Origin of the sequence: Streptomyces sp. 8N114 (assembly GCF_052245835.1) — a bacterium.
In the GTDB taxonomy this organism is placed as follows: domain Bacteria; phylum Actinomycetota; class Actinomycetes; order Streptomycetales; family Streptomycetaceae; genus Streptomyces.
Map to the genome: position 1 here is coordinate 44,625 of NZ_JBQQBT010000031.1, position 22,644 is coordinate 67,268.

The window sequence follows — 22,644 nt, forward strand, 5'->3', positions numbered from 1 at the left end:
CGTCAAGTGCCGTGCAAAGCAGTGGAGTTCCCCAGGGGTGGGAATCCGCACAGGGCGGTCGCGGCCATGCCCTGGGGCTGTCACGTGGCTGGGGCTCGGGGGATTCCAGCGCCGTGCGGCGAGGCCCCGAGTCGACACTTCGGCTCGGGGCCCTGCTTGTACCTGTCCCCCACTCCGTGCCCGTACCGCACGGCACAGCCCCGCGACCGCAAGGAGGATCAGTGCCCTACGCGACTGTCAACCGGATCGAGTTGTTCTACGAGGAGCACGGCGCCGGACAGCCACTGATCCTGCTGCACGGCTGGGGTACGTGCGGTCAGGTATGGAGTGCGCAGCGGGAGGAGTTCGCCCGTGACCACAGGGTCGTCGTCCCTGACTGGCGCGGGTGCGGCCGCTCCGGGCGGCCGACGGGCAGCAACACGATCGCGGACCACGCTGAGGACGTCCTGGCGCTGGCAGCCGCGCTCGAACTGGAGGACCCGGTGCTCGTCGGGTGCTCGGCCGGGGCCGCGATCGTGCTCGAAGCGGCCGGCCGGGCGCCCTCGTCCGTACGTGCGGTGGTCGCAGTGGACGGCCCCGGCTACTGGCCGGCGGAGCAGAAGGCGGAACGGCTCGTCGAGCTGCGGCAGGCACTGCGAACCGACCGGGCGGAGACGGTCAGGCAGTGGGTCGTGGACTGGTACGGCCCGCTGGCCGACCCGTCGCTGCTGGAGTGGACGACGCAGCAGATCCTGGACTCCTCGGAGTCCATCGATGAGATCCTCACCGATGCGGTGCGCCACAATCCGCGGGACACCGTCGGAAGGCTTGCCATGCCTGCGGTGTTCATCCACGGCAAGCTCGACGCGGAGATACCCGTCGAGGTGTCCGAGACTCTGGCGGAGCTCGCTCCGCACGGTGAGGCGCACGTCATGGAGGAGTCGGGCCACATGCCGCACGTGGAGCAGCCCGCGGAGTTCAACGCGCTGCTGCGGTCCGTCCTCGGACGCGTCGCGGCACCAGGGGCGGTCTCCCCCGCCGAGCCGGACTGACCGCCTGGACGCGATACGCACAACACACCAGCAGGGCCCCGAACCGGAAACTCCGGCTCGGGGCCCTGCCGTACAGCGCTGGGGTCCCCCGACCCCCAGGCGCGGTACGTCTCCAGGAGGTGGCCGATACTGACCCGTGTGAACTCCGCGGTGTCGTATGGCATTTGACTCCTGGGATTCAGAACGTTACTCACTGCGGAATGAGCAGGCTAGCCGCGGAACGCGGTCCCTGGCCGAATAACGCGACGGTGAGTGAGGAAGCTCTGATGAACGCGTCCGCTGCCGACGACAGCCGGATGCGGACGCTGGTCCGCAGCGACGATCTGGACGAGACGCGCGAGTTGATCAGTACCGCCTACAGCCCGTACGAGCTGCGCGTCCTGAACCGACCGGGGGACTTCTCCGCGTGGTACGCGGAGGGCGGCTTCCCCGGAGTCACCCTGTCCGCGCTGAGCTACGGCACGGAGACGCTGGTGGCGCCCGAACCGCTGTCCACGTATCTGCTGGTGTGCCAGGTCCACAGGGGCAGGGTCCGGGTGGAGTCGCCGGGGCGTGAGGAACAGTTCGTCGACACAGGGGACACCTATGTGCTCGATCCGCACCGGAGGTTCAAGGTCTTCTGGGGAGCCGGTGCCCGCATGACGACGATCCGGCTGTCCCGGGAGGTGGTGGACCGGGCGGCGGGCGAGGCGTTAGGCCGAGAGGGGCCGGTACGGGCACGGTTCGCCTTGGGCGGTCCGCTGTCCCCGGCGGCGGCGGAGAGCTGGTCTGGGATCTCCGCGGCAGTACACCGCGAAGTGATGGCCGGAGGAGTCGCCCACACCAATCCGCTGGTCGCGGCACAGCTCACCCAGGCGGCAGCCGCGGCTTTGATGGCGACCCATCGTCTGCTGCCGGCCTCGGAGCCGGTGCGGCGCACCGGGAACGTGGCACATCCGGCCGTCCGCAGGGCAATCCAGCTCATCGAGGAGCGCAGCGACCAACCGCTCACCCTCTCCGACCTCGCTGTGGCTGCCAAGCTCAGCCCGCGGGCTCTTCAGGAGGCGTTCCAACGGTACGTCGGCCGCACGCCGTTGGCGTATCTCCGCGAGGTCCGGCTGGACCGGGCCCACCGCGATCTGGTCGCGGCCGATGCCGACGGGCCGGTCACCGTGGCAGAAATCGCCTTCCGCTGGGGCTTTTCCAACCTGGGCCGGTTCGCGAACTGGTACCGCCGCCGCTACGGGCACGCCCCTTCCGTCACCCTGCGCACGTGACCTGCACGAGGGTGGCAGGCGGCGCCGGTGCTGCCCGGCTCGATGACGGTCAACTATTTGCGTAACTCTTGCTGTTGCTCAACCTGCGCTATAGGTTCCAGTGTCACACTGAACGAAGGCCCCATCGATTCCCCCGTGTCGATGGGGCCGCTGCTGTGGGACGCCTCCGAAGCACACCAAGACCGAAGGGATCCGGTTGTGGGTAGTGATTCGTACTCTGATCTCCCGCCCGGCACAATCGTCGCCGAGGGATTTGCCCGGTGGAGCCCCGAACTGCGGAAGGAGTTCGACAGCAACGCCCACAACGGTCGCATCGGCCAGTCGCTATTGAAGGAGACCGACGCACTGCGCGTGTGGGAGACCACTCTTCAACCGGGGGAGCGCATCCCCGTTCACCGGAATGTACTTGACTACTTCTGGATATCCCTCACGAGCGGACGTGCCCGCCAGCACACGAGCGACGGCACCACTCGAGAGATCTCTTACACCCGCGGGCAGAGCCACCATTTTCGTTTCAGCGAGGGCCGATACCACCTCTATGACGTGAAGAATATCGGTGATGATGTGCTGTCGTTCTTGATCATCGAGATGAAGGACGGGGAAAACGCGCCCATCGAACTCGGACAGAATCTCGGACCGAATCTCTGAGGACGGCGGGCGGGGAGGCACCGAACAGAGCTCGGTGCCTCCCCGGTGGCTTTACAGGGCAGTGGAGAGTACGTCGAGCAGGGTGTTGTTCGCGCGGCGGTCGCCGATGGAGATGCGGCAGGTGGCGGGGACGAGATGCCCGGTGTCGGCGACGAGAATCCCCGCACCGCGGAGCTGGTCCATGACGCGCTCGTGCTTGTGAAGCCGGACCAGCAGGAAGTTGGCCTCCGAGGGGAACACCCGGTCAACTGCCGGGTGATCGGCCAGCGCCGCGGCCATGCGGTCGCGCTCGGTACGGATGCGCCGGATGCCGGCGCGCACTCGCCGGGAGTTCGTCAGCCGATCGCGTACGGCATGCTGGGACGCGTTGGTGAACCCGAAAGGCACTTGCACCCGCCGCAGTGCGTCGATGAGGCCGGGCTGTGCCAGGGCGATACCGCAGCGCGCGCTTGCCAGGCCCCATGCCTTCGAAAGGGTCCTGAGCACGATGAGGTTGTCGTGCTGTGCGATCAGCTCGGCGTACGAGGGGTTCTCGCTGAACTCGACGTAGGCTTCGTCGATCACCACCAGCCCGCGGCTGCGGGCCACCAGGTCCTTCACCTGCGTCGGATCGAGCCTGGTCCCGAGGGGGTTGTTCGGATCGCACAGAAGGGTCACCCTCGGATCGGCGGCCAGGATCCGCTCAGTGTCGAGCCCGGTCAGGTCGTCGCCGCTCAGCGGTACCTCGACGACGGGCAGGCGCAGGACACGGGCGAAGTGGGCGTAGAGCTCGAAGGTGGGCGGCGTGACGCAGACGCTTTCACAGGGCGAGGTCAACGCCGCCAGGAGCAGCATCACTCCATCCACCGCCCCGCTGGTGAACAACAGGTGATCCGCACTCAGCGCGCCGACGCCCTCGCTACCGGGCAACTTCGAGAGCGTGGCCAGATACGTCCTGGCGAGCTCTGCCGTGTCGAGCTCGGGATAGCGGCTTTCGGCGCCCAGGAACGGATTGGTGTTGCTCGACAGATCGATCAGGTCGAACCGTGGCCGATGGCGGAAGCGGGCCGGCCCCGGGATCGGCACCGTCGTGACGGGGGGAGCCGCGAAATCCGACAGCGCCTGCTCTTCTTCCTCGTCCCCCGAGGGTGCAAGGCCGGGGGCGCGTAGCCAGTGGTCGAGCGGGACGAACAGATCGGCTCCGAGGCGGCGCTTGCGGTCGGCAGCTCCCCGGCCCAGATGGACCCAGTCCAGGCCGGAACGCCGGGCGTGGAGATACAGCTGGTACAAGGACGCCACGTAGAGGTTGCGCCGCGCGACGGGATCGTCGTGATCGATGGCCTGTGTGAGGTAGTAGAGCCCCCGGCCGCTGTGGGACTTCGTGATGAGTCCGGCCTGGACAACGGAGTTCTGCCTGCGGCTCACGAGCATTTCGGTGCGATCCGCCAGCACGCCGTGCGCCAGTGCGTCGAGCGCTTCGGCGTTGTACGGGTTGTGGTGGCCGCCGTGCCGCTCCACATGGCGTTGGTGGAGTTCCACGAAGGCGTCTCGTGCCCAGGGGCTCTCGTCGAGCTCGCTCAGCTGGATCCGCTCCCATGAGGCTTCGCGGGAAACCGCGTGGTGGCGGCGGCGGAGGTCGCGGAGCTGGTCGGCACCGACGCGGGTCCGCAGGAGTTCGTCCACCTCCCCGGTCAGCCGGAGGACGCACTCGGTGTCGGCGGCGACGGGTACGAAGCCGGCGGCCCGCAGCGCGCGGGTGTCGTCACTGCGGCGTACGTTCGGCACGAGGATCTGGGGCACGTCCAGCGCCTCCGCGCTGCGGACCAGCGCATCCAGGGCCTGAGGGCTGGGTGCCGGGGTGGTGGGGAGGTACGGGGCCCCGCCGCCGAGCAGCGTGGGGCTTTCGAGTGCTGCCGGGTCCAGGGCGCCGAACGCCTCTGCGCCCTGGCCCAGTTCGGCTATGGAGCACACAGGAACGCGGGACCCGAGGGCAGCACACAGCACGTGCTGAAGCGCGTCGACATCTGCGGATCTGCGCATGCTCGTTCTCCACTCCTCTGTATCACTTGGTTGTTCCGGCTCCGTGCGCAGCGACGTACGCTTCGATGCGGTCGCGGTATTCCTCGAACAGATCGGCCAGGGTGCGGGCTATCCCGGCCTTCCAGTCGACGGAGCAGTCGCCGATGAGGCTGCGGCGGGTGTCGTGGTCGAAGATCGCTGTTTCCCGGCTGTAATCGCCGCGGTCCAGCTGGATGGGTACTCCGGTGAGCGCGGACATGTGTTCCAGCAGATCGGTCATGCCGACCTCTTCGTCACCGCCCCAGTTCACCACCCGCGCGGGTGCCTGCGCTGCCGCCCACAACAGTGGTACCTGGCGGACGACATCGTCGGTGTGGAGCAGGTTGCAGTAGTTCTGCCCTTCGCGAGGCACCGCGCACGGCTGGCCCCTTCGCATCTGGTCGAACAAGATCATCGGCACGCCGCCATGGCCGTACGGGCCGTAGGCGATGTTGAGCCGGGCTATCAGCGCCGGCAACGACAGGGCTTCGGCCAGGCCCCGCACCACACCTTCGGCTGAGAGCTTGGCGACGGGGTACGTCGGCAGCCACGGTGCCGCCCCGCCCAGCGGGTCGTCCTCCCGGTACCGGTGCGTATGATCGGCGCGGTTGTAGACCACCCCGGACGAGACGTACAAGAACGCCTCGGCCGCGGAGCAGTGCGTCATCAGCCGCGCGGTGCCGACGGCGTTGACGCGTGCGGCTTCCTCGAAGTCCTTGCCGTCTCCCCGGTGCACCGCCGAGTGCAGCACGTGGGTGAAATCGCGTGGGAGGCCCTCCAGTTCATCGGTGGCCATGTCCCAGGTGACGGTGCGGGCACCGAGTTCTTCCAGCGCCTTGCGCGCTGTCAGGTCACCGAACCGGCCCAGGCACCACACCTCGTTGTCCGTGGCGAGCGATTCGGCGACGGGTCTCGCGACCTGCCCGGTTCCACCGGTGACGAGAATCTTCTTGCCTTGCATGTTCAGCGGCTCCTGGTCGTCTCAGCGGTTGCCTCTGCCGTTCTCAGCCGAGCGCGCGGGCCAGTTCCTGCCGCAATGTCGCCTGGAACGTCTGCACGTGCTGGGGGCTCATCAGGGTGTAGTGCTCGCCGTCGACTTCGATGTATGCGTTTCGGTCCCGAGTGAAGCCGTCCCAGTCCCGCAGCTGGTTGTCCAGCCATTCCTGTTTGGTGCCGCGCAGCGGAGTGCAGTAGAAGACGCGTACCTGGCCGACCGACCCTGATGGTTCGTACGTGCGGCCCAGGTGCACCATGTTCTGGGCCAGCTGCACCCAATTGGCGAACCGCTCGGTGGTGAGGTCCAGTTCGGTCAGGCGTCGCTTCGGCGCGTGATCGACGAGATAGGATAGCTGGTCGGCCTCGGGCAGGTCGCGCAGCGTGGCGGTCAGTTCTTCGATGTCGGCGGCGTTGATCAGTTCGAGGAACAGCGCCAGGTTGATCGCGCCGTCGGTGAAGGTGATCTCGTTCATACGGTCGGCAATGCGCGGCGGCAGGTTGAAGACCCCCACGAAATCGACCTTGTCGCCGTCGGCCTCCAACCGTTTGGCGATCTCGAACGCGACTGCTCCGCCGTAGGAGTATCCCGCGACTGCGTACGGCCCGCTCGGCTGCGCCCGCCGGATCGCCGTCACATAGGTGGTGACCATTTCGGCGAACGAGCCGAAATGAGTCTCGCCCTCCCCGAACCCTCGTGCCCGCAAGGCGTAGAAGGGCCGCTCGCCGGTGAAGTACTTGGCGAGATTGACGAATACCAGTACTTCACCCAGGCCGGGATGAACGCAGAACAACGGCGTTCCGTCCCCGGTGACCTGCAGCGGTACCAGCGGGTCGTACGCGCAGTCGCCGCCTGCGCTCCGCCCAGCGGCCAGGCGTCCGGCCAGTGCTCGCACGGTCGGGGCTTGCAGGAGTGTGGACATCGGCACGTCGTCGATGCCGAACTCGGCCTGGATCTCCGACTTGAGCCGCAGTACATCCAGCGAGGTTCCGCCCAGATCGAAGAAGCTGGCGGTCGCCGACACCGTCCCGCTGTTCAGTACGCGGGCGTAAATGTCGGCTAGCGCAGTCTCGGCGTCTCCATCCGGCGCCACATAGGCGCCGAGGAACCTGGTGCTCACCTCCTCCGCGCGGCGGGCCGCATCGTCCAGGCTCCCGGCCTCGACGGCTGCGCGCAGCCGGGACCGCTGGATCTTGCCGAGGTTGCCACGAGGCAGCTCGGCCGGGGCGACCGGGAGGATCAGCTGGGGGCGGAACCCCCAGTGCATCACCGTGGAGCTGCGGATGGCCACGATTGCCCGGTAGAGGGCCGCGTCGTCGGCGGGATCTCCTGCCGGAGCGAACGCGATGGCGAGCTGTTCGGAATCGGCCCCCTCGGGCCTGACCGGGAAGGCCGCGACCTGTCCTCGCTGCACCTCCTCCAGCCCGTTGAGGGCTGCTTCCAGGTCGTGGCTGTAGTAGTTGACGCCGTTGACGATGATGGAGTCCTTGGTCCGGCCGACCAGCGTCAACCGCCCCTCGGCATCGAGGTGTCCCAGGTCGCCGGTGCGGAACCAGCCGTCCGGGGTGAACGCCTGGGCGGTGGCATCGTCATTGCCGTAGTACCCCTCGGTGACCATCGTGCCGCACAACTGCACCTCGCCCGGCTCGGCCGTCGTGGGGCGGTCGGTGGAAGAGAGCACCTTGCCGTTGCCGTCAGCGACACGTATGTGCAGACCCCGCACCGGGCGGCCCAGCGGAGGGAATTCCGTGTCCAGATCACGGGCGGCGAAATCGCGGTTGAACACGCTGCCGGCGCACGTCTCGGTCATCCCGAAAGCGGGCACGACCACGTCGGTGCGCAGCCCGCAGGGAGAAAGAGCGTCCAGAAATGCCCGCACGGTGGCGGTCACGGTGGCCTCACCGCCGGAGATGATGTAGCGCACCTGCGACAGGTCCACCTCCTGCCGTGAGACAGGCCGCTGTGCGAGTGCCTGATTGATCTGCCCGAAGAGGAAGTTGGGCGTGAACGTCACTCTCACCTGATGGGCCGTGAGCAGCCTGAGGAATTCCACTGGGTCCGCCAACACCGTCGCCGGAGTTGCCATGACCTGATCGGCGCCGTTCAGCATCGGCAGCAGATGTGCCTCGACGGCGGCGATGTGATCGGCTGAGATCCAGTTCATCGTTGTGTCGTCAGGGCCCAGTTCCAGCGCCCCCGCCTTGCCGGCCTGCGCCGCCAGCAGGTTGGCGTGGGTGAGCCTGACCGCTTTGCTCGAACCGGTGGACCCGGAAGTGAGCATCAGTAATGCGAGGTCCTCGGGGCCAGCCGTGTACTGCTCGTACTGGTCGACCGCGGACGAAGCCTGGCTCAACTCCTCCACTGTCACGGTCTGCAATCCGACCTCGGGCAGCTCGCCGGAGGCCGCTTTGGGAACGACCACCAATGGATCGCCCAACAGCGTGCGCAGTTGCCCCAGTTGAGCACGCGATCGGGAAGGGTCGGCCGGTGGCACGATCGGGCACGGCACGGCACCGCCGAACACGCACCCCCAGAAGGCGCGGACGAAACTCTCCGGATCATCGGCGGCGATCAGCACCCGGTCGCCGGGAGCAGTTCCGTTAGTACGCAGTCCTTGCGAGAACCGACGGGCGCACTCCGCGAGATCCGCGTACGACAAGAACGAGCCGCCGATGAATGTGATGCCTCGGGATCCGGCATGCGCCGCGTTCTCCAGCAGCTGAGGGAGCGTCGAAGCAGAACTTTGATCCAGCACAGGAACGAAGACCTCCGATCGGAAGCGACGGAAAACATGGGCGAACAGACGCCTGGGCGGAGGCGTGTCGGAGGAAAGCAGCAGGTCGGCCGGACACCGAAGGCCGGGGGCGGCGCCGAGCATGCTCCGGAATCCCGGGCGTCCGGACCGCAGGGGGCTCGGCCGGGGCTGTGCCGGGGCTCTCGAGGCCGGAGTCGGCGTAGGCGTGCGGGGTCGTCATGACCGTCGGCTGATCCGGGGGTACCGCGGGCAGGGGGCCGTTCTGCGAAAGCAGGCCAACCCGATTGCACAGCCTGACGACTTCACGGGGCCTTGACGGCAACTCACAGGCTCAGGGCGGGCGTTGTCCGTGGACCAACTCCGGGAAAACCGCGTTTCGTTGCTGCTCCCTCGCCGCGTCTCTCGGCACCAGGGCGTGCGGAGATCTCTCACGGAAACCGTTCCGGTTCCACGCAGGTTCATGCCTTCTGTTCATCGCCGAACCTCAGCCAACCTCGTTGAACCGGACGACTTCCTCGACCTTTTTCTGAAGTTGCAGCTCGTCCTGATCGGACACCATTGCATGGCCCACGCTGCCGTACGGTCCGGGCGGCGCATCAGGTGATGAAGAATATTTGATGTCATCCAGCAGGAAGCTGCGTTCGAAGTCCTTTTGGGTCAGCGTCCCGCTGCCGGAGCGCCGCAGAAGGACGTATCCGTACAGACGGTCCGGCGGGCTGTCGCCCGGGGTAGCGGGCGGCGCTTCTCCCAGGGCGAGGCTGATTTCAGCATCGAAGAGGTCCACCCCGAAGGTCAATTTGTTGGCCTGCGGGGACAGCCCTCCTGGGAGGCGGATGGCGCACTCCCCGAAGGTCAGCCCTGTCTCTTCCGCGAACGCTTCCAGGTGGAAGACACAATCAGGTGCGCCTAGACCTCCGAGTACTTGCCCGACGAGCGTCCTTGCTTGCTGGAACAGCGCTGGATGCCGTCTTTTGTCCAACAGGTGGCAAGCAAGGATCCCGCCCTGTGCGGCGCTGACCGGTGAGGAGTGATAGCGGGACACGGAATACCATTGAAGATCACCGTTGCTCCAGATGCCGTCGGCGAAAATTTCCGGGGCATCGATGAAGGATTCGGCGACGACCTCCACATCCGACTGGTCCGGGAGCACCTTCAAGGCTTCTGAATACTCTTGGGGGGAACGGACAATGCTTGTCCGAAGGGAGCCGGCTCCGGTTGCCGGCTTGACCACGAAGGCATCCCCCAGTTCGTCGGCGAGCTCGGCGAAAGAGGTGTCCTTCGCCACATACCGGCAGCGCGCCCGCTTGACCTCGGGCGACAGGTTGCTCTTCTGAAGGTACTTGTCCCGGAAATACAGGACCGTCTTCGAGTCCGTGTTGCCGGGGAGGCTCAGCTGTTGCCGCAGATAAGCCGCTCCGAATACGCCCATTTCATGGACGGTGAGCACTCCCGACACCTCGCCGATGCCTGCGGAGAGTACTGCCCGGAATATCTCCTGGGCGTTCTCCATGTCGGTGACACACGTGAACTTCCGGCCCTTCAGCGAGCTCACCGGCGTCTGCACGATGTAGTGAGGATCCAACCCTCGACGCCGCACTGCCTGGTCGAGGTCGTCCCGGTAACCGATCACAATCATTGTCGGCATTCTTGTCTCCCCGAATTACGGCTGGCCGAAACTTTCAAGAAGTCATCTCGCCGTGCTGTCACCCGAATTACATACGGGTGACCTGCGGGTCGGACAAGTGATTCCTTGAGAGATTGAGTCTCCGCATGACAGGACCCCCGTTGAATGTCTCGCGATCAGTTACCCCGATCGAGGCCGACACGGTGGCATCTTGGCACACGGGATACCGCGATGTGGATATGCCCGAGCATGATCCTTTACCGCCGAGAATGTGATATAGATCACAAGCTGAATTGCAGTAAGCAGGCATGGAATCGCGCACGACGTTTCTATCCAGCGGTTTTCTCCCAGCTGGTCAGAGCCCATAACTCCTCGTACACTGAGCGGTACGAATAGTCACGGACGCAAGCGCTCCAGATTTAGCGTGTACATGGAAACAACCCCATATGACGCTACATATGGAAACGAGCCCCGCAGGGAAGGGCGCCGCAAACACAGCGTCGAGCGGGGCATCCAGCGCCAACAGCAGCCACAGACGGCCTAACTCGCCTGCCCGTGAGCGGGCTTGACGGAGGGTCAGCGTCGCCTGTGCGGGCTTCAGACGCGGCTTGACGGGGGACATCAGCCGCGCGTAAGTGCACATCAGCAGGGCTTGAGCGGGGCGCTTCAGCAAGGAGGGCCCGCACGGCCGGGTGCCCTCTTCAGGCGACCGGCTCGCCGATGCCCAGCATGTTCCCCTCGCTGTCGCGGAACCAGGCGCCGCGTTCGCCCTGTCCGCCCTTGCTCGGGTAGTTCCCTTCGATCTCGGCGATCCCGTCCCTCGTTCGAAGCCCAGGTACGTCGACCTCTTCGAACACCACGCCGCGCCGTTTGAGCTCCGACACGACCGTCTCGATGTCGTCGACCTCCCACCCCATCTGGGTGAAAGCGCCGGGAGAGGCTCCCGTCGAGCGGAACAGTGCGAACTCCACGCCTCCGCACCGGTAGAGCAGCCCACCGGGCCGCTCCTCGACGGGCTCCAGGCCGAGCTGCTCGGAGTAGAAGCGCCGCGCCCGTTCCAGGTCCTGCGCGGGAAGCCTGGTCGCCACGCGGCTCCCGGCCAGACCTGTCGTGTCATCCGCGTTCATGCGCCTGAGTATGCCGTGCGCAGCGGCGGGACAAGCGGAGGCACAGCGCAGACCACGGTCGTTCGGCGCCGACCGGTGTGCAACCCAAGGGTTGCGCACAAAGGGGGCTACGTGCAACTCTGAGGTTGCACTCAAAGGCGACGGTAAGGAGTCCCTCATGAGCGAGGACCGGATCGAACGCGAGACCCTGATCGCGGCACCCCTGGCGCGAGTATGGTCGCTGGTGACCCGACCCGGGTTCTGGTTGGGCGACCAGGCGAGCCTGCGCGACACTGCGGCCGAAGAAGGCGAGTCGATGGTGGTGACACATGCCGAGCACGGCGAATTCCCCGTGCGGGTGGAGAAGGTCGAGCCGCGCACCTACGTGGCGTACCGCTGGACCAGCGCGTTCCCCGGCGAAGAGCTGCGCGAGAACAACAGCACCCTCGTGGAGTTCACGTTGACGCAGGAAGGCGATCAGACGCGGCTCCGTGTCGTCGAGAGCGGATTCGCGACGCTGGCCGGGTCCGAGGAACTGCGCAGCCAGAACCTGAAGGACCACGCCGCCGGCTGGCCCCAGTGCTTCGACGCGCTCAAGACGCGCGCCGAACAGTCGGAAGCGTCGTCCGTGTGACCCACGAACGTCACGGCGCCGCCGAGGCGGCCGACAGCGTTCTTGTCGCACTGGCCGACCCGACCCGGCGTCAACTGCTCGACCTAATGGCCGCAGAGGGCGAGGCCACCGCGACGACGCTCGCCGAACAACTTCCCGTATCGCGGCAGGCCGTCGTCAAACACCTCGCCGTCCTGGATGCCGCTGGGCTGGTTTCCGGCCGCCGGGCCGGACGCGAGGTGCGGTACGCGGTGCAGCCCGGGGCGCTGGACGCGACAGCCCGCTGGATGGCCGCGCTCGCGGCCGACTGGGACCGCCGATTGGCGAACATCAAGCGCATCGCCGAGGAAGCGGAGCGGGATTCGGGCTAGCACTCCAGGTTGCGACTTTCCGTGTGCCCTGGTCGCGGTGGGGACCGCGAGCTACGGCCCGTTCCCCGCGGTTCGTACACGTACGGCGCGCTCCAGGGCCTCTGCGTCATTGCCGTCTTCGTGGCGGGCACATCGGTCGTCACGCCGCAGCGCATGGGCCGGCCGATCGCCGTGGTGCTCTCCGATGTTGCGGTATCGGCCGCGCTGGGCGTGTGGCTGGGGACGCCGGTCGGTCAGGCGATCGGCCGGTGCCGCTCGTCACCCTGATCGGCGCGACTATCGGCGCCGAGGGCCGCGGTCGGTCTGCCGGCGCTTTACCCCGTCGGCCCGACCGCGTTCCGCGTGGCGCACAACCGCGTTCCTCGTAGTCCCGGTACTGCCCACCCGGGGCTTGTTCAGCTTCGGCACGGCGTGGATTTCCCCCAGGAGGCCGGTAGTTCGGGGAGAGAGGACCACATTCTGCTCGTGCATCACGCCTACCCCGCATGTATGCGTGCCGAGTAGCCTGTTCGTTCGCCGCTGCTGTCGTGCTCGGGAGGCTGAGGGCCAGTGATCGTGCTCGGTTACAACGGATTCACCAGGGGTGCGGAGCTCTTCGGGCGCCTTTTCGGGGCAACCGGTGTCGGCCGTAATCTTCTGGTGGGGCACGACGCCGCAGCAGCGCTGGCGATCGACGGCGAAGTCGTCGCAGCGGTCGAGGAGGAGCGGCTGAGCCGGGTCAAGAAGACCTCCGACTTCCCGGCGCACGCGATCGAGTGGTGTCTGAACTCCGCCGGTGTCGACCTCGACCAAGTGGACGTTTTCGCTTTCCCCTGGCGGTTCTCGCCGGCTGTGGGCGAGGAGATGATTGCAGAGATATGCAACTCCGACCTGCCGGTCACCGCGAAGTTCGACGTACTGCGGCGCACCGGTGAGCTCTACACCGACATGCTCAGCCGCGAAGCGGTGTACAGCGACTTCGTCCAGCGCACCGGCTACGAACTCGATCCCAACAAGCTGGCCCTGGTGCCCCATCACCTGGCCCACCTCATGTGCGGCGCCTACCTGGCCGGCCGGAAGGACGCCGCGTTCCTGGTGAGCGACGGCCGGGCCGAAACCCTGTCCTCCGTCATGGGCGAGCTGCGGAACGGTGTGGTCCGCGTTTTCGACGAGGGAACCGTCGACATGGCCAGTTCGCTCGGCGTGGCCTACGGGAGGATCACCCGCTATCTGGGGTTCGTTCCCAACAACGACGAGTACAAGGTGATGGGCCTTGCCGCGTACGGGCCGCCGCCGCAGCACAACCCCCTGCTCGAACGTGCCGTGCGGCTGCACGAGGACGGCTCGTACACCATCTCCATCCCCCCGGACACCGAAAGCTACTACGCCCTGTTCGACAGCCTGTTCGGCGGTGACAGCAAGAAGCGCGAGGAGTTCGACTTCCGGGTCAAGGTCGCCGGGCTGGCGCAGCACATGGTCGAGGCCGTCACCGCTCATCAGCTGCGGACACTGACCGCGGCCTCCAGCCTCGACACTCTGCTCTTCGAGGGCGGTCTGGCGCTCAACTGCGTCGCCAACACGAAGATGTTGGAGAGGTCGTCGTTCACCGGTATGGAGGTCAGCTTCGGGGCCAGCGACCCGGGCGTCGCCATCGGCGCCGCCGTGTACTCCGCCGGTCTCAGGAACCGGCCCGCTGACGCGGTCACCACGCCCTATCTGGGACCCTCGTACGACGAGAGTCGCATCAGGGATGCACTGGACGAATACGCGGACCGCGTCGAATGGCGGGAGGAGCCGGACGCCGCTTCCGTCGCCCACAGGACGGCGGAGTTGCTGGCCGGAAAGAACGTCGTGGGCTGGTTCCAGGGCCGGGCCGAGTTCGGACCGCGCGCCCTGGGGAACCGCAGCATCCTCGCCAACCCGGCTTTCCCCGATATCAAGGACGTCATCAACCTCCGGGTGAAACACCGGGAGCCCTTCCGCCCGTTCGCGCCTGTCGTTCTCGCCTCCGAGGCTCCGCGCATCTTCGAGATGGGCAAGAAGACCTCGTCCCCCTATATGACGTTCGTCTTCCCGGTGCGGAAGGAGTACCGGGAACGGATCCCCGGTGCCTGTCACGTGGACGGTACGGCGCGGATCCAGACGGTCGACGAGCGGCAGAACCCCGCCCTCGCCGAGCTGTTGCGCGCCTTCACGGCGCGGACGGATGTGCCCTGCCTCCTCAACACGTCTTTCAACGTGGCCGGCGAGCCCATCGTCTGCTCGCCGCAGGACGCGCTGGAGTGCTTCCTTGCCACCGAGATCGACCACCTGGTCATCGACCGGTTCGTGGTCACCAAGAGGAGCCGCTGAGCTGCCGGCCGCGCCGCGCGGACCCGACGGCAAGGGAAGTCGCCGACGACGATCGTGCCCGGACGGTGATCGTCCCCGGCCGCTGATCGTCCCGGACGGTGATCGTCCCCGGCCGCGGCGAGCACGCACCGGGGCTCATGTCGTACGGGGCGGGCGGCTGGTGTCCCGTACGACCAGCTTGGGGTCGATCACCGCTTCCTGCGGCTCCAGTTCCTTGTTGTCCAGCCGCTGCACCGCGAAGCGGACAGCGTGCTCGGCCATGAGTACGGCGTCCTGGCGGACCGTCGTCAGGCCGACGGGCATGAGGTGGGACAGGTGGCTGTCGTCGTAGCCGATGACGGACACCTCCCCCGGAACGTCGACGCCGGCCCGGCCGAAGGCCATCAACAGGCCCATGGCGCAACGATCGTTGGCCGCAAGGACTGCCGTCGGCAGCGGCTGCCCACCGTCGCGTTCCGTCACCAGGAGGCGGCCCGCGTCGATACCCGACTCTTCCGTGTGGTTGCCCGGGATCACGCGGACCTCGGAGTCGAGTCCGTGGCGGCGCATGGCGGCGCGGTACGCACGGCGGCGCTCGGCCGAGCCGGGGCCACGACCGCCGTCGATGTGGACGATCCGGCGGTGCCCCATCTCGACGAGGTGGTCCATGGCCTGTCGTACGCCTTTGCCCTCGGCGCTGTGCACGGAGTCGATCTGTGAGCCGGGCATCCGGCGACCCACCGAGACGGCCACTATGCGCTGCCCGAGGGCTCCGAGAGCCGCGGGCGTCGACTCCGAGCCGAGCAGGATCATGGCTTCGCAGCGGTGGCTGAGCAGCGCCTCCACGGCCTTGAGTTCGCCCCGGCCCTGGGTTGTCGCGGAGAGCAGGACGTCGTAGTCGTGCCGCTCGGCCTCGGCGTAGATGCCCTCGATGAGGTCGGCATGGAAGGTCTGGCGCACGGTGAACATCACGCCGAGCGCCCGGCTACGGCCCCGGGCGAGGAGCCGGGCGGCGTTGTCGGGACGGTAACCGATCTCGTCGGCGACGCGCAGCACCCGGTCACGGGTCTCCTGACCGGCCCCCGGCTGATTGCGGAAGACGATCGAGACCAACGCCCGGGAGACGCCCGCCTTCGCTGCGACGTCCGCCATCGTGGGGCGCTGCTTGCCCGTCGCGTCCACCTGTCGTCTCACTCTCCCGCACTTCTCCCGGGCTTCCGCGCTCCCGCGCTTCCGCCCCTTCCGTACTCCTCCGCGCCCGGTCGCATCCGCCGACGTCCGATGATCTACGGCGGCCTCCTGGCGACCGCGATCTCCGGCAGCCTTCCGGTGACCGGTGACTTCCTTGCGCCCTTCTGGTCGCGGTGATCTCCGGTGACCCCTTGGCGTCCGGTGACCTCCGTTCGCGTCCGATGACCTCCGTTCGCGTCCGATGACCTCCGTTCGCGTCCGGCGCGTCGGTCGCGGGGCTGCCTTGTCCGGTTCCGCCCCGCGCCTCCGCTTCCGTCCGGCACGTTATCGCGGGCGCCTGTCGTGCGGGCGACCGCCTGCCCCGAGCCTTGAACGCCCGGCGAATCTCGCGGCAACAACCTATTGACATGACATTTGCGCAGGGGTCATCGTACTCGAACTAGAGCGCGCTAGTAGCGCGCGACAGTCCAGCCGTCACCCCACGATCTCGGGGTCTTCCGGTGTGAAGGGAATCCAGCGTGATGTCGTTCGAAGTGCTGACCATGGGCCGTGTGGGAGTGGATGTGTATCCGCTCCAGACCGGCGTCGGGCTGCCGGAGGTCGCCTCGTTCGGCAAGTATCTGGGTGGCAGTCCGACGAATGTGGCGGTGGCTGCTGCCCGGTACGGGCACGGGGCAGCTGTGATCACGAAGACGGGGCGGGATCCGTTCGGTGAGTTCGTGCGGGCGGCCCTGACCGGTTACGGGGTCAGCGACCGGTTCGTGGGTACGTCGGACATCGCGCCGACGCCGGTCACGTTCTGCGAGATCTTCCCGCCGGACGACTTCCCGCTGTACTTCTACCGGCTGCCGAAGGCTCCTGACCTGGACATCCGTGCGGAGGAGCTGGACCTGGACGCAGTCCGGAACGCGGCGATCTTCTGGATCACCGGGACGGGGCTGGCCGAGGAGCCGAGCCGGTCGGCCACGCTGGCAGCGCTGGAGCACCGGGCGAAGTCGGGTACGACCGTTTTCGATCTCGACTGGCGTCCGATGTTCTGGCCCCAGGCCGATGCGACGGCGGCGCGTAGGTATTACGCGCAGGCTCTTCGCCACACCACGGTCGCCGTCGGGAACCTGGACGAGTGCGCCGTGGCCACGGGTGAGCGTGAGCCGTACGCCGCGGCGAAGGCGCTGCTGGCGGCCGGGGTGGAGCTGGCTGTCGTGAAGCGGGGCCCTGCGGGCGTGCTGGCCATGGATGCCGGAGGCCGGGCTGTGGAGGTTCCGCCCGTGCCGGTGGAGGTCGTCAACGGGCTCGGTGCGGGTGATGCCTTTGGCGGAGCGCTGTGTCACGGGCTGCTGTCGGGCTGGGACACCCCGCGCACGGTGTCCTTCGCCAACGCCGCCGGCGCCATCGTCGCGGGCCGGCTGGCCTGCTCCGACGCCATGCCCACCGAAGCCGAAGTCGAGAACAAGCTGCGCGCGGTGAACGGCGGAACGAGCACGAACAGCAACGCGAGCGACGAGGTGAACAGTGCTGTCTGAGAACGTGAGCCGCATCGTGGAGGCCCGGGTCAACGACCCCGGCGCCATCGCCGCGGCAGCTGCCCGGCGCGTCAGGGCCACCTCCCCGTGCGGTGAACACGGCAAGGCGATGATCATTGCCGCCGACCATCCGGCGCGCGGTGCCAATGCGGTGGGCTCGGACCCGTTCGCCATGGCCGACCGGTTCGAGCTGCTGGAGCGGATGTGCCTGGCGCTGGAGCGGCCCGGGGTGACCGGGGTGCTGGCCACCGCCGACATTCTGGAGGACCTGCTGCTGCTCGGGGTTCTCGACGGCAAGAGTGTCTTCGGGTCGATGAACCGGGCCGGGCTTGCAGGTTCGGTCTTCGAGATCGATGACCGGTTCACCGGCTACGACGCCGAGACCATCGCCGCGATGCGGTTCGACGGCGGCAAGATGCTCACCCGTATCGCCCTCGACGACCCGGCGACCCCGGCGGCTTTGGAGAACACCGCCCGCGCTGTCGACGAACTGAACGACCGGCATCTGATGGCGATGGTCGAGCCCTTCATGTCGGTCTGGCAGGACGGCAGGATCCGTAACGACCTGTCTGCTGACGCCGTCATCAAGTCGATCACCATCGCCTCGGGCCTGGGCCGCCGCAGCGCCTACACCTGGCTGAAGCTGCCGGTCGTGCCCGACGCGGGCGAGATGGAACGTGTCCTGGCCTCCTCGACGCTGCCCGCGCTGCTGCTGGGCGGCGAGCTCAAGGACCCCGATGCGGCCTTCGCCTCCTGGGGCAAGGCCCTGAAGCTGCCCACCGCCCAGGGCTTGGTCGTCGGCCGCTCGCTGTTGTATCCCGCGGACGGCGATGTCGCTGGTGCCGTGGACCGGGCGGTGAGCCTGCTGTGAGCGACGCGAGCAAGTACTACCTGCCCAGCGGGACGTCCGCGGACGGCCCCTATGAGCTGGCCGTCACGCCGGAGTCGGCGGGCTGGGGACACTCCGGGCTCAGGATCCTGACCCTGGGGCCGGGCCAGGCCCAGTCACTGTCCACCGGTGACAGCGAGTTCCTGGTCCTGCCGCTCAGCGGCGGGTGCACGGTCACTGTCGACGGGCAGGTCTTCGAACTGGACGGCAGGGGCGGTGTGTTCGGTGAGGCCACCGACTTCGCCTATCTGCCGCCTGCCTCCCAGTCCCTGATCAGTACGGCTTCCGGCGGCACCTTCGCGCTGCCGTCGGCCCGTACCGAGAGGGGTGGGCTGCCTGCCCGGTACGGCCGTAAGGAGGAGGTGCCGGTCGAGCTGCGGGGTGCGGGTGCGTGTTCGCGGCAGGTCAACAACTACTGCCTGCCGGAGACGTTCGAGGCGGAGCAGTTGCTGGTGTGCGAGGTGCTGACGCCTGGCGGTAACTGGTCGTCGTATCCGCCGCACAAGCACGACGAGGCGCGTACGGACGAGCACGGCAGGCCGGTGGAGTCGGAGCTGGAGGAGATCTACTACTTCCAGGTCGCGGGTGAGGGCGGTTTCGCCTACCAGCGCGTGTACGGGACGCCGGAGCGGCCCATCGATGTGCTGGCCGAGGTGCGGTCCGGCGACGCGGTGCTGATCCCGCACGGGTGGCACGGCCCCTCGGTCGCCGCGCCGGGCTACGACCTCTACTACCTCAACGTGATGGCCGGTCCGGGGCAGGACCGTGCCTGGCTGATCTGTGACGACCCGGCGCACGGCTGGGTGCGTTCGACGTGGGAGTCCCAGGACGTCGACGACCGGCTGCCCTTCGGAGAGAACCGATGAAGACCGTACGACTGACCACCGCGCAGGCCCTGGTCCGCTTCCTGGCCAATCAGTACAGCGAACGCGACGGGGTCGAGCAGCGGCTGATCCCTGGTGTGTGGGGCATCCTCGGGCACGGCAATGTGGCAGGTGTAGGCCAGGCCCTGCTCCAGGCCGCGGTCACCGAAGAAGCCGAGCTGCCCTATTACCTGGCGCGGAACGAGCAGGGCATGGTGCATGCGGCGGTGGCTTACGCGAAGATGCGTGACCGGCTGGCGGCCTTCGCCTGTACGGCCTCGACCGGGCCCGGCTCGACCAACATGCTCACCGGCGCCGCACTGGCCACCACCAACCGGATCCCGGTCCTGTTGCTGCCGTCCGACATGTTCGCCACCCGCACACCCGACCCCGTACTCCAGCAGTTGGAGGACACCCGGGGCGGCGATGTGACGGTCAACGATGCTTTCCGGGCCGTCTCGAAATACTTCGACCGCATCTCCCGTCCTGAGCAGCTGATCCCGGCCGCGCTGGCGGCGATGCGGGTGCTGAGCGACCCGGTCGAGACCGGTGCGGTCACTCTCGCTCTGCCGCAGGATGTGCAGGCCGAAGCGTTCGACTGGCCGGTCTCCTTCTTCCGGCGGCGGGTGTGGCATGTGGGCCGCCCGGTGCCGGAGACGGCGGCGGTGGAGCGGGCCGCGCGGCTGCTGCGGGGTGCGAAGAGGCCGCTGATCGTGGCGGGTGGCGGGGTGGTCTACTCCGGCGCGCACGCCCAGCTACGCGCCTTCGCGGAGGCCACCGGCATCCCGGTCGCCGACACCCACGCGGGCAAGGGCGCGGTGGCCTGGGACCACCCGTGCGCAGTGGGTGGCATCGGCTCGACCGGCTCCTACGCCGCCAACGAACTGGCCCGCGAGGCGGACGTGGTGCTGGGTATCGGGACGCGGTACTCGGACTTCACCACGGCCAGCCACACCGTCTTCGGCAACCCGGACGTCACCTTCGTCAACCTCAACGTGGCGCGTCTGGATGCGGTGAAGCACTCCGCCGAACCGCTGGTCGCGGACGCCCGGCTCGGCATCGAAGCACTCGCCGGAGCACTCACCGACTGGCAGGTCCCCCAGAAATACCGCGACTGCACCCGCGAGTTGATCGCCCGCACCCGCGAGATCGAGGACGAGTGCTTCGCACCCGGTCGCAACACGGGCGAACTCCCCGCGCAGACGCAGATCCTGGGCGCGCTCAACGACACCCTCGGCGACCGTGACGTGGTCATCAACGCGGCCGGCTCCATGCCCGGCGACCTGCAGCAGCTGTGGCGGGCCAGGGACCCGAAGGCTTACCACGTGGAGTACGCGTACTCCTGCATGGGGTACGAAGTGGCCGCCGGCGTCGGCGCCAAGATGGCGGACCCCACCCGCGAGGTGGTCGTCCTGGTCGGTGACGGCTCGTATCTGATGATGGCTCAGGAGATCGTCACCATGGCCTCCGAGGGACTGAAGGTCATCATCGTCCTGGTCCAGAACCACGGCTTCGCCTCCATCGGCTCGCTCTCCGAAGCGCTCGGCTCGCAGCGTTTCGGCACCAAGTACCGCTTCCGCGACAACGACTCAGGGCTGCTGGACGGCGGCGTACTCCCCGTCGACCTGGCCGCCAACGCGGCCTCCCTGGGCGCCGATGTCCTCCACGCGCGCAGTGTCGAGGACTTCCGCACCGCGATGGAGAAGGCCAAGGCCGCCGAGCGCACCACCGTCGTCCACATCGAAACGGATCTGTACGGCCCCAATCCGCCCGCGCACGGGTGGTGGGACGTACCCGTCAGCCAGACCTCCGCCCTGGCCAGCACCCGCACCGCCTACGAGACGTACGCCGCGCACAAGGCCACCCAGCGGCACTATTTGTAAGGAAACCCGCACCGTGAAGACCATCCAGCACTGGATCAACGGCAACCCCACCGAGGGTTCCAGCACAGAGACCCAACCGGTGTTCAACCCGGCAACCGGCCGGCAGCAATCCCACGTAGCCCTCGGCGGAGCCACCGATGTGGACGCCGCAGTCCAAGCCGCCTCAGCCGCCTTCGAGTCCTGGTCGGAGTCCTCGCTCACCCAGCGCACCCAGGTGATGTTCGCCTTCCGCCAGCTCCTGCTGGACCACGAGGAGGAGCTGGGCCGGATCATCTCCGCCGAGCACGGCAAGACCATCGAGGACGCACGCGGCGATATCGCGCGCGGCCGGGAAGTGGTCGAGTTCGCCTGCGGGCTCGGCGACATCCTCAAGGGCAGCTTCTCCGACCAGGTCTCCCGCGGCATCGACGTCCACAACTTCCGCCAGCCCCTCGGCGTCGTCGCGGGCATCACGCCCTTCAACTTCCCGGCGATGGTGCCGCTGTGGATGCACCCCATCGCCATCGCCACCGGCAACACCTTCCTCCTCAAGCCGAGTGAACGCGACCCGTCCGCCGCCAACTTCGTCGCCGAGCTGTACAAGAAGGCCGGGCTGCCCGACGGCGTCTTCAACGTCGTCCATGGCGGCAAGCAAGCCGTCGACGCGATCCTCGCCCACCCCGGCATCGAAGCCGTCTCCTTCGTCGGCTCCACCCCGATCGCCAAGTACGTCCACGAGACCGCCACCGCACACGGCAAGCGCGTCCAGGCCCTCGGCGGCGCCAAGAACCACGCCGTCGTCCTGCCCGACGCCGACCTGGAGTTCGCCGCCGGCCACATCACCGCCGGTGCCTACGGATCCGCTGGTGAGCGCTGCATGGCCGTCTCCGTCGCCGTCGCGGTCGGCACCGCAGCCGACGGCCTGGTCGAGGTCCTGGAGCGCAAGGCCCGCGAAGTGAAGGTCGGCCCCGGCGACACCCCCGGCACCGATATGGGCCCGCTGGTCACCAAAGCCGCACAAGAACGCGTCGAGAACGCCGTCGGCATCGCAGCCGCCCAAGGCGCCACCCTCGTCGTCGACGGCCGCGGACTCAAGATCGACGGCCACGAGGACGGCTTCTTCACCGGCCCCTCCCTCCTCGACAACGTCACACCCCACATGGACGCCTACAGGGAAGAACTCTTCGGCCCCGTCCTCGCGATCATCCGCGTCGACACCCTCGACGAGGCGATCGCGCTGATCAACGCCAACCCCTACGGCAACGGCACCGCCCTGTTCACCGCCTCCGGCGAAGCCGCCCGCCGCTTCCAGCGCAAGGTCAAGGTCGGCATGATCGGCGTCAACGTGCCGGTGCCCGTGCCGATGTCCTACTACTCCTTCGGCGGCTGGAAGGACTCCCTCATCGGCGACTCCCCCATCCACGGCCCCGAGGGCATCCGCTTCTACACCCGCCCCAAGGTCGTCACCACCCGCTGGCCCCGGCCCGCCGCGCAGCACGCCGCCGCAGGGTTCGCCTTCCCCACCTCCAGCTGACCACGGCCCTGGGACACCCCCGTCCCCACCCCCCGTC

18 protein-coding genes are annotated in these 22,644 nt (G+C 67.7%); 12 read left to right on the top strand and 6 right to left on the bottom strand.

Going from position 1 to position 22,644, the window contains the following annotated elements; all coding sequences use genetic code 11:
- The first annotated feature begins 221 nt into the window (after positions 1-221).
- From ACTWQF_RS33585 to ACTWQF_RS33595, 3 genes are all read left to right on the top strand, one after another.
- Positions 222-1,031 (top strand): alpha/beta fold hydrolase, encoded by an 810-nt coding sequence (locus ACTWQF_RS33585; protein WP_443283537.1) that lies wholly within the window; start codon positions 222-224, stop codon positions 1,029-1,031.
- A 266-nt stretch (positions 1,032-1,297) separates the two neighbouring features.
- On the top strand, positions 1,298-2,287 hold the full coding sequence (locus ACTWQF_RS33590; protein ID WP_443283538.1) for an AraC family transcriptional regulator: 990 nt from the start codon (positions 1,298-1,300) through the stop codon (positions 2,285-2,287).
- 141 nt (positions 2,288-2,428) lie between these two features.
- Entirely contained in the window at positions 2,429-2,935 is a 507-nt protein-coding gene (locus ACTWQF_RS33595) for a hypothetical protein (protein WP_443283553.1), read from the top strand.
- A gap of 51 nt (positions 2,936-2,986) precedes the next feature.
- Here ACTWQF_RS33595 and ACTWQF_RS33600 read toward each other — a convergent pair whose 3' ends face one another.
- The 5 genes from ACTWQF_RS33600 to ACTWQF_RS33620 form a co-directional block, all read right to left on the bottom strand.
- Positions 2,987-4,954 carry an aminotransferase class I/II-fold pyridoxal phosphate-dependent enzyme gene (locus tag ACTWQF_RS33600; protein ID WP_443283539.1) on the bottom strand — a complete coding sequence of 656 codons (1,968 nt, stop codon included), beginning with the start codon at positions 4,952-4,954 and terminating at the stop codon, positions 2,987-2,989.
- Between the two features lie 22 nt (positions 4,955-4,976).
- Complete coding sequence (locus tag ACTWQF_RS33605) at positions 4,977-5,933, bottom strand: NAD-dependent epimerase/dehydratase family protein (RefSeq protein WP_443283540.1); 957 nt, start codon at positions 5,931-5,933, stop codon at positions 4,977-4,979.
- 43 nt (positions 5,934-5,976) lie between these two features.
- Positions 5,977-8,721 (bottom strand): alpha/beta fold hydrolase, encoded by a 2,745-nt coding sequence (locus ACTWQF_RS33610; protein ID WP_443283541.1) that lies wholly within the window; start codon positions 8,719-8,721, stop codon positions 5,977-5,979.
- 484 nt (positions 8,722-9,205) lie between these two features.
- On the bottom strand, positions 9,206-10,366 hold the full coding sequence (locus ACTWQF_RS33615) for an ATP-grasp domain-containing protein (protein ID WP_443283542.1): 1,161 nt from the start codon (positions 10,364-10,366) through the stop codon (positions 9,206-9,208).
- Positions 10,367-11,046: 680 nt separating this feature from the next.
- Positions 11,047-11,472 (bottom strand): VOC family protein, encoded by a 426-nt coding sequence (locus ACTWQF_RS33620; RefSeq protein ID WP_443283543.1) that lies wholly within the window; start codon positions 11,470-11,472, stop codon positions 11,047-11,049.
- A 157-nt stretch (positions 11,473-11,629) separates the two neighbouring features.
- Here ACTWQF_RS33620 and ACTWQF_RS33625 point away from each other — a divergent pair, with 157 nt between their 5' ends.
- The 4 genes from ACTWQF_RS33625 (at position 11,630) to ACTWQF_RS33640 (ending at position 14,766) form a co-directional block, all read left to right on the top strand.
- Positions 11,630-12,085: an SRPBCC domain-containing protein gene (locus tag ACTWQF_RS33625; RefSeq protein ID WP_443283544.1), complete on the top strand. Its 456-nt coding sequence runs from the start codon at positions 11,630-11,632 to the stop codon at positions 12,083-12,085.
- The gene (locus tag ACTWQF_RS33630) at positions 12,082-12,435 is read left to right on the top strand and encodes an ArsR/SmtB family transcription factor (RefSeq protein ID WP_443283545.1); all 354 of its coding nucleotides are present in this window, start codon (positions 12,082-12,084) and stop codon (positions 12,433-12,435) included. Before ACTWQF_RS33625 ends, ACTWQF_RS33630 begins: the two co-directional genes overlap by 4 nt.
- A 9-nt stretch (positions 12,436-12,444) precedes the next feature.
- Positions 12,445-12,702, top strand: coding sequence for a hypothetical protein (locus tag ACTWQF_RS33635; RefSeq protein ID WP_443283546.1), 258 nt, complete (start codon positions 12,445-12,447; stop codon positions 12,700-12,702).
- Between the two features lie 282 nt (positions 12,703-12,984).
- Complete coding sequence (locus ACTWQF_RS33640; protein WP_443283547.1) at positions 12,985-14,766, top strand: carbamoyltransferase family protein; 1,782 nt, start codon at positions 12,985-12,987, stop codon at positions 14,764-14,766.
- A 135-nt stretch (positions 14,767-14,901) separates the two neighbouring features.
- Here ACTWQF_RS33640 and ACTWQF_RS33645 read toward each other — a convergent pair whose 3' ends face one another.
- Positions 14,902-15,897 (bottom strand): LacI family DNA-binding transcriptional regulator, encoded by a 996-nt coding sequence (locus ACTWQF_RS33645; protein WP_443283554.1) that lies wholly within the window; start codon positions 15,895-15,897, stop codon positions 14,902-14,904.
- A 560-nt stretch (positions 15,898-16,457) separates the two neighbouring features.
- On the opposite strand from ACTWQF_RS33645, the gene iolC reads away from it, so the two are divergent.
- The 5 genes from iolC to ACTWQF_RS33670 are packed head-to-tail and all read left to right on the top strand — an operon-like array spanning position 16,458 to position 22,607.
- Positions 16,458-17,459 carry a 5-dehydro-2-deoxygluconokinase gene (iolC, locus tag ACTWQF_RS33650; RefSeq protein WP_443283548.1) on the top strand — a complete coding sequence of 334 codons (1,002 nt, stop codon included), beginning with the start codon at positions 16,458-16,460 and terminating at the stop codon, positions 17,457-17,459.
- A complete protein-coding gene (locus ACTWQF_RS33655) occupies positions 17,452-18,330 on the top strand; it encodes a Cgl0159 family (beta/alpha)8-fold protein (protein ID WP_443283555.1) in 879 nt (292 codons plus the stop codon). Before iolC ends, ACTWQF_RS33655 begins: the two co-directional genes overlap by 8 nt.
- On the top strand, positions 18,327-19,214 hold the full coding sequence (gene iolB, locus ACTWQF_RS33660; RefSeq protein WP_443283549.1) for a 5-deoxy-glucuronate isomerase: 888 nt from the start codon (positions 18,327-18,329) through the stop codon (positions 19,212-19,214). Before ACTWQF_RS33655 ends, iolB begins: the two co-directional genes overlap by 4 nt.
- Positions 19,211-21,094, top strand: coding sequence for a 3D-(3,5/4)-trihydroxycyclohexane-1,2-dione acylhydrolase (decyclizing) (gene iolD, locus ACTWQF_RS33665; protein ID WP_443283550.1), 1,884 nt, complete (start codon positions 19,211-19,213; stop codon positions 21,092-21,094). The genes iolB and iolD overlap by 4 nt, the downstream gene beginning before the upstream one ends.
- Positions 21,095-21,107: 13 nt before the next feature.
- The gene (locus tag ACTWQF_RS33670) at positions 21,108-22,607 is read left to right on the top strand and encodes a CoA-acylating methylmalonate-semialdehyde dehydrogenase (RefSeq protein ID WP_443283551.1); all 1,500 of its coding nucleotides are present in this window, start codon (positions 21,108-21,110) and stop codon (positions 22,605-22,607) included.
- The last annotated feature ends 37 nt before the right edge of the window (positions 22,608-22,644 follow it).